The organism is Kitasatospora sp. NPDC059803 (genome assembly GCF_042732255.1).
GTDB lineage: Bacteria > Actinomycetota > Actinomycetes > Streptomycetales > Streptomycetaceae > Kitasatospora.
The window spans coordinates 9,020-20,869 of sequence record NZ_JBHWIJ010000033.1; the positions used below are offsets into that span (position 1 = coordinate 9,020).

10 protein-coding genes are annotated in these 11,850 nt (G+C 76.2%); 4 read left to right on the forward strand and 6 right to left on the reverse strand.

Going from position 1 to position 11,850, the window contains the following annotated elements; all coding sequences use genetic code 11:
* Positions 1 to 103: 103 nt before the first annotated feature.
* A complete protein-coding gene (locus ACFV6I_RS08290; protein ID WP_159398320.1) occupies positions 104 to 277 on the reverse strand; it encodes a hypothetical protein in 174 nt (57 codons plus the stop codon).
* Between the two features lie 430 nt (positions 278 to 707).
* On the opposite strand from ACFV6I_RS08290, the gene ACFV6I_RS08295 reads away from it, so the two are divergent.
* Genes ACFV6I_RS08295 through ACFV6I_RS08305 form a run of 3 tightly spaced genes read left to right on the forward strand, consistent with a single transcriptional unit; the run spans position 708 to position 5,300 of the window.
* On the forward strand, positions 708 to 3,818 hold the full coding sequence (locus tag ACFV6I_RS08295; protein ID WP_380423951.1) for an adenylate/guanylate cyclase domain-containing protein: 3,111 nt from the start codon (positions 708 to 710) through the stop codon (positions 3,816 to 3,818).
* Positions 3,815 to 4,759, forward strand: coding sequence for a S8 family serine peptidase (locus ACFV6I_RS08300; protein WP_380423952.1), 945 nt, complete (start codon positions 3,815 to 3,817; stop codon positions 4,757 to 4,759). The genes ACFV6I_RS08295 and ACFV6I_RS08300 overlap by 4 nt, the downstream gene beginning before the upstream one ends.
* Positions 4,743 to 5,300, forward strand: coding sequence for a GAF domain-containing protein (locus ACFV6I_RS08305; RefSeq protein ID WP_063346190.1), 558 nt, complete (start codon positions 4,743 to 4,745; stop codon positions 5,298 to 5,300). The genes ACFV6I_RS08300 and ACFV6I_RS08305 overlap by 17 nt, the downstream gene beginning before the upstream one ends.
* Here the strand turns inward: ACFV6I_RS08305 and ACFV6I_RS08310 are convergent.
* The 5 genes from ACFV6I_RS08310 to ACFV6I_RS08330 form a co-directional block, all read right to left on the reverse strand.
* Positions 5,291 to 6,184, reverse strand: a complete 894-nt coding sequence (locus ACFV6I_RS08310) for a virginiamycin B lyase (protein WP_380423953.1) — start codon at positions 6,182 to 6,184, stop codon at positions 5,291 to 5,293. The two genes, ACFV6I_RS08305 and ACFV6I_RS08310, sit on opposite strands and share 10 nt — an antisense overlap.
* A gap of 78 nt (positions 6,185 to 6,262) precedes the next feature.
* Complete coding sequence (locus tag ACFV6I_RS08315; protein ID WP_244293259.1) at positions 6,263 to 7,405, reverse strand: AI-2E family transporter; 1,143 nt, start codon at positions 7,403 to 7,405, stop codon at positions 6,263 to 6,265.
* Between the two features lie 292 nt (positions 7,406 to 7,697).
* A complete protein-coding gene (locus ACFV6I_RS08320; RefSeq protein WP_380423954.1) occupies positions 7,698 to 8,459 on the reverse strand; it encodes a glycerophosphodiester phosphodiesterase in 762 nt (253 codons plus the stop codon).
* Between the two features lie 69 nt (positions 8,460 to 8,528).
* Entirely contained in the window at positions 8,529 to 8,945 is a 417-nt protein-coding gene (locus tag ACFV6I_RS08325; protein ID WP_208869038.1) for a molybdopterin-binding protein, read from the reverse strand.
* 140 nt (positions 8,946 to 9,085) lie between these two features.
* The gene (locus ACFV6I_RS08330) at positions 9,086 to 10,279 is read right to left on the reverse strand and encodes an ROK family transcriptional regulator (RefSeq protein ID WP_063346192.1); all 1,194 of its coding nucleotides are present in this window, start codon (positions 10,277 to 10,279) and stop codon (positions 9,086 to 9,088) included.
* Between the two features lie 230 nt (positions 10,280 to 10,509).
* On the opposite strand from ACFV6I_RS08330, the gene ACFV6I_RS08335 reads away from it, so the two are divergent.
* A complete protein-coding gene (locus ACFV6I_RS08335) occupies positions 10,510 to 11,757 on the forward strand; it encodes an MFS transporter (protein ID WP_380423955.1) in 1,248 nt (415 codons plus the stop codon).
* Positions 11,758 to 11,850 lie beyond the last annotated feature (93 nt).

An 11,850-nucleotide genomic window follows, 5' to 3' on the forward strand; every position in this document is an offset into this window, starting at 1 on the left:
GGGCCAGGGGGGGTGGACAGGGCCGTCGCGCCGTTTATCGGTTCACCGGTGACCTTGCCCTGCGCGCCCGCCCCCGCGCCGGACACCGCTGACCTGCCGCTGGTCAGGCGGAGGTCTCGGCGGAGCTGACGTAGCTGATCAGGCTGAAGCAGCTGCCGTCGGAGGCCTCCTGGAGGACCTTCATCGCCTGGAGGTCCAGGACGTTGGCGGCGTGCGCCTCGACCTCCGGGGTCTCCTCGCTGTCCTCGCCGACGATCGGGTCGATGTTCTCGGCCATGGCTGAACTCCTATCGCTGGGTTGATCGGTGGGGGTTCGACGGGTGGTGGCCCGCCGTGGTGAAGACGGTAGGCAGGCGGGGCTGCGCACGGCCTGGGAACCGGTACGGCACCGGTATGGCCGCAGGTCGGGGAGCCGACGGCGGCGCCGTCCGGCCTGCCGCACCCGTCCGCCGGGCCCGCGCACCCGCTCCGGGCTGCGGCCATACCGCCGGCAAGGCGGCCTCGAACCGGGCCCGAAGCCGGGCCGGGGAGCCTGGCCCGGCACGCCCGCACGCCCGGCTCCGACCACGCCCACCCCGGCTCCGTGCGCACCCCGGCTCCGCGCACACCCCGACTCCATGCGCACCCCGACCCCGCGCACTCCCCCAACCCCACGTACTCCCCGATGCACTCCCCGCACCGCGAAGGACTAGCGAAGGACTGCCACCATGCCCTGCCCGCTCTGCGCCCAACTCGCCAGCACGAACGACCAGTTCTGCCCCGCCTGCGGCACCCCCCGGGCTGCCGCCCTCGACCTGGCCGCCGAGGAGCGCAAGCTGGTGACGGTGGTCTTCTGCGACCTGGTCGACTCCACCGCCCTGTCCGGCGCGCTCGACCCGGAGACGCTGCGCGAGGTGATCCTGCGCTACTTCGAACGGATGCACCGTCAGATCGAGGCGCACGGCGGCACCTTGGAGAAGTTCATCGGGGACGCGGTGATGGCGGTGTTCGGCGTCCCGGTGATCCGCGAGGACGACGCCCACCGGGCGCTGGCCGCCGCGCTCGCCATGCTGGAGGACCTGGAGGACCTCAACACCGAGCTGGACGCCACCCTCGGGGTCCGCCTGGACGTCCGGATCGGTGTCAACACCGGCCAGGTGGTGGCGGGTTCGGACGCCTCGGCGCGCCAGGCCCTGATCTCCGGCGAGACCGTGAACATCGCCGCCCGGCTGCAGACCCAGGCCGCCCCCGGCCAGGTGCTGATCGGCCCGCAGACCCTGCGCGCGGCGGGGCCGGCCGCCCAGGTGCACGAGGTCGGCCCGCTGCGGCTCAAGGGCAAGACCGAGCCGGTCACCGCGTACCGCCTGGTCGGGCTGGACGAGGACGACCCCGAGCTGCTGCGCCGCTTCGACGTCCCGCTGGTCGGGCGGGAGCGTGAACTCGCCCAACTGGACGCCGCGCTGGCCCGGGTGTCCGGCGGCCAGGGCGCCGAACTGCTGCTGGTCGTCGGCGAGGCCGGGATCGGCAAGACCCGGCTGGTGCGCGAGTGGCAGGAGCGGACGGGCCGGCACACCGCGCGCTGCGGCACCGGCCGCTGCCGCAGCTACGGCGAGCAGGGCGTCCTGACCCCGCTCGCGGAGGCCGTCGGGGCCCTGCTCGGCGGCCCGGGGACGCCCGCGCCCGCCGAGGCGCTGGACCGGCTGGCACAGACCACCGCACCCGGGGTGAGCGCCGAACAGTCCCTGGACCGGCTGGCCGCGATCCTGCGCGGGCGGACCGTCGAGCGCCCGGCCGTGCTGGTCCTGGACGACTGCCAGTGGGCCGGCCCGGTGCTGCTGGACGCCGCCGAGCGGCTGGTCGCCGCCCTCGGCCAGGCCCCGGTGCTGCTGCTGTGCCTGGCCCGGCCGGAGCTGCCGGCCTCCCGCCCGGAGCTGCCGGCGCTGCCGGTCGGCGGCCTGTCCTGGGACGAATCGGCGCTGCTTGCCGCCCAGTTGACGGAGCTGAGCGCCCACCAGGACGCGGTGCCGACCCGGCTGCTGGAGCGGGCCGAGGGCAACCCGCTGCACCTGGAGGAGCTGCTGGCCGCCCTCACCGAGGCGGACGGCCCCGCCCTCGCCGACGAACTCCCGCCCACCGGCCGGGCGTTGCTCAGCGCGCGGATCGACGACCTGGAGCGCGACGAGCGCACCACCCTGGACCTGGCCGCCGTACTCGGGCGCGCCTTCACCGCCGCCGAACTCGCCCAGCTCGCCCGCGGCGGCGCCGACCAGGACGCCTTCGCCGACCCGGAGGACGACGTCTTCACCGGTCCGTTCGACGGCCTCCCCGGCCTGCCCGCGGGCGACGACACCCCGCCGCGGCTGCACGCCGCGCTGGCCCGGCTGGCCGAGCGCCGCCTGGTCGAACCGGCCGGCACCAGCTTCCGGTTCAGCAGCGGCCTGGTCCAGGAGTCGGTCTACCAGTCGATGTCCAAGCGGGCCCGCGCCGAGCGCCACGAACGCGCCGCCGACCTGCCGGCCGTCCGCGCCGCCGGGGACGCCGCCGTCGGCGGCCACCTGGAGCGCGCCCACCGCTACCGGCTCGAACTCGGCCTGCTGGACGCCCGGACGGACGCCCTGCGCACCCGCGCGGCGGCCGCCCTCGGCGTGGCCGGCGCCCACGCCCTCGCCCACGCCGACCTGCCCGCCGCCACCGACCTGCTGGAGCGCGCCGTCCGGCTGCACTACCCGAACGAGCGCACCGCCGGCCCGACGCTGCGCCGCCTCGGCGAGGCCCGGCTGGCGCTCGGCCGGGCCGACGAGGCCCTGCCCGTCCTGGCGCAGGTCCGCGACTCGGCCGCCGACCCGCTGGACGCCGCGCACGCCCGGCTCGCGCTGGCCGCCCGCGGCCTGCCGCCCGGCCCGGAGCAGCCCGCCGCCACCGCCCGCGCCGTCCTCCCGCTCTTCATCGACCTGCGGGACGACCTGGGCCAGGCCCGGGCCGGGCTGCGCCTGGCCGAGGAACACCTGCTGGCGGGCCGGCACACCGAGGCGGATCGGCTGCTGGACGACGCCCTCGACCACGCCGCCCGCACCGACGCCGAGCTGGACCGGGCCGCCGTGCTGGCCGCGCTGGCCGCCTCCCTGCTGGCGGGCCCCGAGCCCGTCCCGAACGCCGTCTTCCGGCTGCGGGCCCTGCTGGCCGGGCACGGCGCCGGCCACCGGACGGTGCGGGTCGCGCTCAACGGCCCGCTGGCCGTCCTGCTCGCCCTGCGCGACCGGCCCGGCGAGGCCGAACTGCTGCTGGCCGAGGCCAACGGCCTGGCGGGCGAGCTGTCGCTGGCCGACGCGATGGTCTCGCTGCCGGCCCTGACCGCCCAGGCCGCGGCGGCCACCGGCCAGACCGGGCAGGCGCTGGACCTGCTCGCCGACGCCGCCGAGGTCGCCCGCCGGCTGGGCAACGCCGCCCCGCTGCCCCGGCTCGCCCTCACCACCGCCCGCGCCCTGCTGGACACCGACCGCCCGGGCCCGGCCGCCCGCCACCTGGACGGCGTCGACGCCACGTCCGCGCTGCCGCCGGTGCTGGCGATCGAGCTGGACGCGCTGCGCGGCCGGCTCGCCGCCTCCCGGGGTGAGGCCGACCCGGCGCTGGAGCTGACCGCGGCCGCCGCCCAGGCCGCCGAGGCCACCGAGTCGCTGCTGCTCCAGGCGCTCACCGCGCTGGACCGCGCCCACGCGCTGCTGCTGCTCGACCGGCGCGCCGAGGCCGCCGTGGCGGCCGCCACCGCCCGGGACCGGTTCGCCGCCAAGGGCCACCTGCCGGGCGTGCGCCGGGCCGAGCGGCTCGGGGGCGCCCGGTGAGCGGCCCGGCCGGCCTCACCTGGAGCCTGCGCGGCCGGGCCGCCGCGGACCTGCCGGTGCTCGCCGACACCACCGCGCACGGCAGCGCCACCCACGGCAGCGCCGGCCCCGACACCACCGGCCCCGACGGCGGGGGCACCGGCAAGGGCGTGCGGGTGTGCGTCGTGGACTCCGGCATCGAGCCGGACCACCCGCTGGTCGGCCCGCTGAACGGCTCCTGGGTGGTGGTCAAGGACCCGACGACCCGGGAGCTGGTGGTCCGCCCCGACCGCACCGGCGACACCTGCGGCCACGGCACCGCCTGCGCGGGCATCATCCGCCGCACCGCCCCGGACTGCGAGCTGTACAGCGTCCGGGTGCTCGGCGAACGCTTCACCGGCACCGGCGACATGCTGATCACCGGGCTGCGCTGGGCCGTCGAGCAGGGCTTCGACGTCGTCAACCTCAGCCTCTCCACCACCCGGACCCGCTTCCTGGAGGAGCTGCACGCGATCGCCGACGACGCCTTCTTCGCCCGCACCGCGATCGTCGCCTCCGCCCACAACACCCCGGTGGAGAGCTACCCCTGGCGGTTCTCCTCGGTCATCTCGGTCGGCAGCCACCAGGAGGACGACCCGGCCCTGCACCTGTACAACCCGGCGCCGCCGGTCGAGTTCTTCGCCCCCGGCCAGAACGTCCGGGTCCCCTGGCTCGGCGGCTCCACCATCCGCACCACCGGCAACAGCTTCGCCACCCCGTACGTCGCCGGGCTGTGCGCCCGCATCCTGTCCGGCCACCCGAGGCTGACGACCTTCCAGCTGAAGAGCGCGCTCTACCTCACCGCAGCCAACGTCCAGGTCGGCACCGGGGCCGGTCCTCACCGTCCCCCAGGCGGGAGTTCGACGACCGAGCCCACCCCGTCCACCCCCATCACGGAGGCGCCCGATGACCCTCAGCACTGATCCCGCCGTCGACCCGCTGGCCCGCGAGCTGCTGCAGTCCGTGGTGGACGTGGCCCGAGCGATCTTCGGCGCCGAGGCCGGTTCGGTCTGCCTGCTCGACGAGGCGGCCGGGGAGCTGGTGTTCCAGGCCGTCTCGGGGCGCGGCGAGGAGTCCCTGGTGGGCCGCCGCTTCCCGGCGGGCAGCGGCATCGCGGGCTGGGTCGCCGCCTCGGGCGAGCCGATGGTGGTCGACGACCTGGGCGCGAGCCGCACCTTCGACCGGGCCTTCGCCGAGTCCACCGCGTACGTTCCGAACGCGCTGATGGCGGCGCCGCTGACGCACGGCAGCAGGGTGCTGGGCGTCCTGGAGGTGCTGGACCCGGCCCCGCAGGCCCGGTCCAGCCTGCCCGAGCTGGACCTGCTCGCCCTGTTCGCCCGCCAGGCCGCCGCCGCCCTGCGGGTCATCGCCGAGCGCTCCCCGGCCCCGGCGGCGGTGCCCGACCGCGCCGCCGCCCTCGACCTGCTGGCCGACCTGGAGGAGCTGCTGCGCCGTCAGCCCTGACGCGGCGCCAACCGCGCGATCGATCCGCGCTCCAGCGCCGCGTACACCGCGCCGTCCGGGCCGACGGCGATGCCGTGCGGCTCGGCGGCCGGGCCGGGCAGCCGGTGGCCGTCGAGCTGCCCGTCCGGGCCGAGCACCCCGATCCGGCCGGCGCCCCACTCGGTGAACCAGAGCCGGCCGTCCGGGCCGCAGGTGATCGCGTGCGGCCGGGCCGCCCGGTCGGCCAGCGGGTACTCGGTGACCTCGCCGTCCACCGTGATCCGGCCGACCAGCCCGCCGCCGATGCCGACGTACCAGAGCGCGCCGTCCGCCCCGGCGGTGATCCCGACGGGGGCGGTGCCCCCGGTGGGCAGCGGGTGGACGGCGACCTCGCCCCCGACGGTGATCCGGGCGACGGCGTCCGCCTGGTTGAGCGTGCACCAGAGCGCGCCGTCCGGGCCGGCCGTGATGAACGACGGGAAGGCCCCGGCCCGCGGCAGCGGGTACTCCGTCACCTCGCCCTCGACGTTGATCCGCCCGATCCGGTCGGCGTTCAGCTCGGTGAACCAGAGCGCCCCGTCGGGCCCCGCCGCGATCCCGTAGGGCCCGGCGCCCGCCGTCGGGACGGCGAAGGAGCTCGCCTTCCCGTCGGTGTCGATCCGTCCGATCCGGTGGTCGCGCATCCGGGTGAACCAGAGCGCGCCGTCCGGGCCGACGGTGAGCACCGCGGGCCCGCACTCCGGCGCCCCGAGGCCGTAGCGCTCGACCGTGCCGTCCGCCGCCAGCCGTCCGATCTCCCCGGCGTGCACCAGCGTGAACCACACGCCCCCGTCCGGCCCCACGGCGACCCCGTACGGTCCGGCCCCCTCCTCGGCGACCTCGATCAGCTCCGCGATCCGTGTCATGCGAACCCCCACCCTCACTATCGCGACTATTATCGCATTAGTGATGCTCGCACGCCCGCCCCGCCCCCGGCAACCGGGTTACTCCCCGTTCCCCGCGCGACGGGCGGCCCGCGGGGCGGGGACACCGCGCAGGACGGAGACGATGCCCACACCGGCGGCGCACACCGGGACGGCGAGCAGCGCCCCGAGGATGCCGGCGATCCCGGAGCCGGCCACCACGGCGACCATGATGGTGGCCGGGTGCAGCTCCACCGTCCGGCTCTGGATGAGGGGTTGGAGCACGTTGCCCTCGAACAGCTGGACCGCCATCACCACGCCGAGCGCCCACAGCGCCGTCCCGATCCCGCCGTCGGCGAGCGCGACCAGCACGGACGCCGCCCCGGACAGGAAGGCCCCGACGAACGGGATGTAGGCGCCCATGAACACCAGCGCGCCCAGCCCCGGCGCGCCGGGCACCCCGAGCGCCACCAGGCCGATGGTGATGAAGGTGGCGTCGATCAGCGCGATCAGCGAGGTGCCGCGCATGAAGCCGGCCATCGCGTCGAAGGCCCGCTCGGCACAGGCGATCACGGTCTCGGCGCTGCGCTCGGGCAGGTAGGAGCGGATCGTGTCGCCGGTGCGGTGGCCGTCCCGGAGGAAGAAGAACACCAGGGCGAGCGCCAGCACGCCACCGGCGATCAGCTGGGTGGCCAGGCCCAGCCCGGACAGCACGCCGTTGGTGACGGTCGAGACCAGCGAGTTGGTCTCCCCCTTGGCGTTGTCCAGCGCGTGCCGGATCTTCTCCCCGGTCGGGCCGAGCCACGCGGCGAGCTGGTTGCCCGCCTGCTGGAGGGACTCGGCGATCTGCGGGGCGCTGTGCACCAGCGCGTTGACCAGCAGCGCGATCACCCCGCTGACGGCGGCGACCAGCAGCACGCAGGTGAGCCCGGCGGCCAGCCCCCGGTTCACGCCCCGCCGGACCATCCACGGCACCGCCGGATAGAGCAGCGAGGCCCCCAGCAGCGCCAGCACCACCGGCACGGTGGCGGCCCGCAGCTCGACCAGCGCGAAGACCAGCAGCGAGGCGAGGGCGAGCAGCAGGATCACCGCCGCGGCCCAGGCGGCCGCCTGCCGGACCACCGGCGGCAGCATCAGGTACGGCCTGCGGGGGTCCGGCGCGGCCCCGCCCACGAACCGGGGTTCCACCGCCGGGCCCTCCCCGGCCGGGTGCTCCTCGGGCACGGCCACCTCCGCCTGGCTCGTCGACGAGTCCGAATCACCCCGTCTCGGCGGACGATCCGTCAGCGTGCCCGCTTCCGGCCGGCTCCCCGGCGACAACGGCACGCCGTCGTCCAACCGATCAAGGGTGGAGCCGATTCAATCCGCCCCCCGTCCGTCGCGTACAGAGCAGCCGGTGGAGCTCACCTCATCGGACGAAGCGCCCTGGCGGACGCGTTCGAGCGCCGGACCTCAGTTCGCCCCGGAACGCCCCCGTCCAGCCGGAGCGGCCGACCCCGACCAGCAGGCGGCAGGCTCACCGGCGGCCGTCCAGGACGGCGCGCAGCACGCCGATCCGGTTGCTGGTGATGGAGGCGACCCCGGTGTCGCGCAGCCGGCGCATGGTGCGGCGCAGGTCGGCGGTCCAGGTGGAGACGGCGAGCCCGGCGTCCGCGGCGGCGGCGGTGAACTCGGGGGTGACCAGGCCGAACGGCGGGTTGAGGTAGCGCGGGCGCAGGTCGTCGAGCAGGGCCCGGACGGGCAGCCGGGGCTCCTTCCAGGTGAGGGCGATCTCGGCGTCGGGCGCCAGCGCGCGGACGGCGAGCATGGCGGTGGCGGGGCCGCAGAAGGAGACCAGCCCTTCGGCGCCGAGGCCGGTGACGACCGACCAGGTGGCGGCGACGGGGCCGGGGTCGTCGAGGTCGATGAGCAGCCGGGGGCCTCCGGCGGCCGCGACGACCTTGACAGTCTCGGCGAGGGTCGGGACGGCGAGCGGCCCCCGGCGCAGTTCGTCGAGCTGCGCGGTGGTGACCCGGCCGATCGACCGCGGGTCGCCCCAGAGGCGTTCCAGGGTGCGGTCGTGCAGCAGGACGGGCACCCGGTCGCGGGTGAGCTGGACGTCCACCTCGACGGCGTCGGCGCCGGCGGCGAGCGCGGACTCGACGGAGGGCAGGGTGTTCTCGCGGTGGCGGTACGGGTCGCCGCGGTGGGCGACGGCGAGCACCCGGCGGCGGTCGGTGGCCGGTTCCCCGACCGCACGGACGGCGCTCTGGGTGGTCGGCAGATGCGGGTGGGACATCCCGGGCGGGCCTCTCGTTCGGAACCGGTACGGACGGGGCTCGACGCGCCGTCGGCGCGCGGCGCGCGGCTAACGCCGCTCGATCATCACATTGGTGGACTTGATGACCGCGGTGGCGGGGGCACCGGGGACGAGGTTCAGCTCCTCCGCCGACTCCCGGCTGATCAGCGACACCACCCGGAAGGGCCCCGCCTGGACCTCCACCTGGGCCGCCACGTCGCCGAGCACCACATGGGTGACGATCCCGGGGAAGCGGTTGCGGGCCGAGGACGGACGGCCCTCGGCCTCGGCGTTCTCCGGGCGGGCCAGCTCACGGGCGAAGGCGGCGAGGTCGACGCCGGGGATGATCCGGTGGCCGTGCTCGTCCCGCTCGGCCGCGACCCGCCCCGCGTCCACCCAGCGCCGCATGGTGTCGGCACTGACCCCGAGCAGCGCCGCGGCTTCACCGATGCGGTACGGGTTGACCGGCGCCTCGGACTGGCCCATGTACGACTCCTGACACTGACTCGGGGACCGCCCCGGGGCTGGCCCGGGGAACGTGGGACGGGAACGGGGACGCCGCACGCGCGGCGGGCCGTCGCCGTCATCCTGCCGTACCGGCGGCCGGGGCCGCCAAGCGAGGCGGGTCAGGGCTCGCCGAAGAGGTCGCGGCGCACCGCGTCCCCGGCGGTGAGGACGGCCCCGGCCAGCACCGCACCGCCACCCGCCGTGCCGGGCCGGACCTCGGTGCGCAGCGGCGACAGCTCGGCCAGCCGCCGTTCGACCCGGCCGGCCAGTTCAGCGCCGCCGGCCCGGCCGAGCTCGCCGCCGAGCACCACGCAGCCCGGGTCGAGGACGACGCAGATGCTGGCGGCGCCGACCGCGATCCGCGCGGCCAGCTCGTCCAGGAACGGCCCGCCGGGCCCGTCCGGGCCGAGGGCGTCCAGCGCGGCGCGGACGGCCGCCTCGGCGGCGGGGGCGTCCCCGGCGGCGCCGGCGGGCAGTCCGTGGGCGCGGGCGAGCTCGCAGACGGCGGCGCTGCCGGCCAGGCTGTGGAAGCCGCCGTCGCAGCCGGTGGCGCTGGGCAGGCCGCCGGTGCCGGGGACGGGCAGGAAGCCGATCTCGCCGGTGCCGCCGGAGAAGCCCCGGCGCAGCCGGCCGTCCAGGACGACGGCGGCGCCGACGCCGTGGCCGAGCCAGAGCAGCACGAAGGTGTCGCGGTCGCGGGCGGCGCCGATCCGGTACTCGGCCCGGCCGGCCAGGTTGACCTCGTTCTCCAGGATCACCTCGGTGCCGGGCAGCCCGCGCAGTTCGGCGAGCAGTTCGGCGTGCCAGGCGGGGAGTTTCCCGGTGCTGTTGAGGCGGCCGGTGGCGGGGTCGACCAGCCCGGGGGCGCCGACGGCGACGGTGTGCAGCCGTTCGACGCCGACGCCGCGCGCGGTGTCCAGCAGGGTGCGCACCAGGTGCTGTGCGGTGTCGGGCGTCCCGTCGCCGTGCACCGGGACCTCGGCGCTGGCGAGGGTGCGCCCGGCGAGGTCCGCGACGACCAGGCTGACGCCGCCGGAGCGCACGTCGAAGGCGGCGAGGTGGGCGCGGGAGGCGACCAGCGCGTAGAGCCGGGCGTTGGGGCCGCGCCGCTGCTCGCCCCGCTCGCCGACGACGGCGACCAGGCCGGTGCGCTGGAGGCGGTCGAGCAGGTCGGCGACGGTCGGCCGGGAGAGGCCGGTGAGGTCGCGCAGCTCCGTCGCGGTCAGGGGGCCCTGTTCGAGGAGCAGGTTGAGGGCCAGCCGGTCGTTGATCGCCCGGGCGGTGCTCGGCGTGGCCGTGCGCGCGGTGGTCATGGCGGCTCATCCTTCCAGAGTGTTTCTATCAGGGTCCCTTCCTGATAATTTTATCGGACCATCCGCCGGACGGCCGTCGCCGCCGCGCGGACCGAACGGCCTGCACGTAGACCACCCTCAGGCACGTCAGAACCACCGCCGGGCACGTCAGACCACCCACCAGCACGTCAACCACCCACACAGGGCACCGTCGCGCCGCCCCGCCTGCGCGACCCGGGAGGGAACGCCGGATGAGCACGACCGCACACTCACTGGAGCCACTGGCCTCCCCACGCCGGGCCAGGGCGGGCATCGCCCTGGTCTTCGGCGTGCACGGCGCCGTCAGCGGCAGCTTCGTCACCCGCATCCCGTGGATCCAGGACCGCCTCGACCTCTCCCCCGGCCAGCTCGGCCTGGCCCTGGTGATGCCCGCCATCGGCTCCTCCCTCGCGATGCCGCTGGCCGGCCGGTTCGTCCACCGCTACGGCGGGCGGGCGGCCGTCCGCGGACTGATCTCGCTCTGGTGCCTGGCCCTCGCCCTGCCCGCGCTCGCCCCCTCGCTGCCGGTGCTGTGCGTGGCGCTGCTCGCGTACGGCGCCTCGGCCGGGATGGCGGACGTCGCGATGAACGCGCAGGGCGTGGAGATCGAACAGCGGCTCGGCCGCTCGATCATGTCCGGACTGCACGGGATGTGGAGCGCCGGCGGGCTGCTGGCCTCCGGCTTCGGCATCCTGGCCGCCCACCTCGACCTCGACGCCCGGCTCCAGCTGGCCGTCACCGCGCTCGTGCTGCTCGCCCTCGCGCAGCCCGTCTGCCGCAACCTGCCCGACCTACGGGCGCCGGAGGGGACGGAGGAGCCGCCGCGGTTCGCACTGCCGCCGCGCAGCTCGCTGGTGATCGGACTGGTCGGCTTCTGCGCCGTCTTCGCCGAAGGCGCCTCGATGGACTGGAGCGGCGTCTACCTGCGGGACGTCACCGGCGCCTCGGCCACCGTCGCGGCCGCCTCCTACACCGCCTTCTCCCTCACCATGGCCGTCAGCCGCCTCTGCGGCGACGCGGTGGTCCGCCGGCTCGGCGCCGTGCGCACCACCCGTCTCGGCGGCGCCGTCGCCACCGTCGGCGGCCTGCTGGTGGTGGCCGCCGACAGCCCGGCGCTCGCCATCCCGGGCTTCGCCCTGATCGGCATCGGCATCGCGGTCACCGTCCCGCTGGCCTTCGCGGCGGCCGGGCGGATCGGCAGCAACCCCAGCCAGGCCATCGCGGGCGTCGCCACCGTCACCTACACCTCCGGCCTGGTCGCGCCCGCGATCATCGGCGCCCTCGCCCAGGCGACCTCGCTCACCGTCTCCTTCGGCCTGGTCACCGCGCTCGCCTTCGCGCTGCTGCTGAGCGCCGGGGCGCTGCGCCGGGCCGAACGGAATTCCCCCGGATCCGGCGCCGAGAATGTGACCGCAACGTCACCGGAAAGCACTTCGAAAAAAGATCTCTCTGCGATATGATCTAGGAAATTCCGGGGAATTCCTCGCTAATATCGCCGAGCCGCCGGGGGCCTGCGCGCCCCCGCGGGGGGGGGACCCGGTGGGGGGGGCCCC

Coding starts and splice junctions, on each gene's coding strand:
- ACFV6I_RS08310 (WP_380423953.1), bottom strand. CDS start 6,184: ATGACACGGATCGCGGAGCTGATCGAGGTCGCCGAGGAGGGGGCCGGA.
- ACFV6I_RS08290 (WP_159398320.1), bottom strand. CDS start 277: ATGGCCGAGAACATCGACCCGATCGTCGGCGAGGACAGCGAGGAGACC.
- ACFV6I_RS08305 (WP_063346190.1), top strand. CDS start 4,743: ATGACCCTCAGCACTGATCCCGCCGTCGACCCGCTGGCCCGCGAGCTG.
- ACFV6I_RS08335 (WP_380423955.1), top strand. CDS start 10,510: ATGAGCACGACCGCACACTCACTGGAGCCACTGGCCTCCCCACGCCGG.
- ACFV6I_RS08325 (WP_208869038.1), bottom strand. CDS start 8,945: ATGGGCCAGTCCGAGGCGCCGGTCAACCCGTACCGCATCGGTGAAGCC.
- ACFV6I_RS08295 (WP_380423951.1), top strand. CDS start 708: ATGCCCTGCCCGCTCTGCGCCCAACTCGCCAGCACGAACGACCAGTTC.
- ACFV6I_RS08320 (WP_380423954.1), bottom strand. CDS start 8,459: ATGTCCCACCCGCATCTGCCGACCACCCAGAGCGCCGTCCGTGCGGTC.
- ACFV6I_RS08330 (WP_063346192.1), bottom strand. CDS start 10,279: ATGACCACCGCGCGCACGGCCACGCCGAGCACCGCCCGGGCGATCAAC.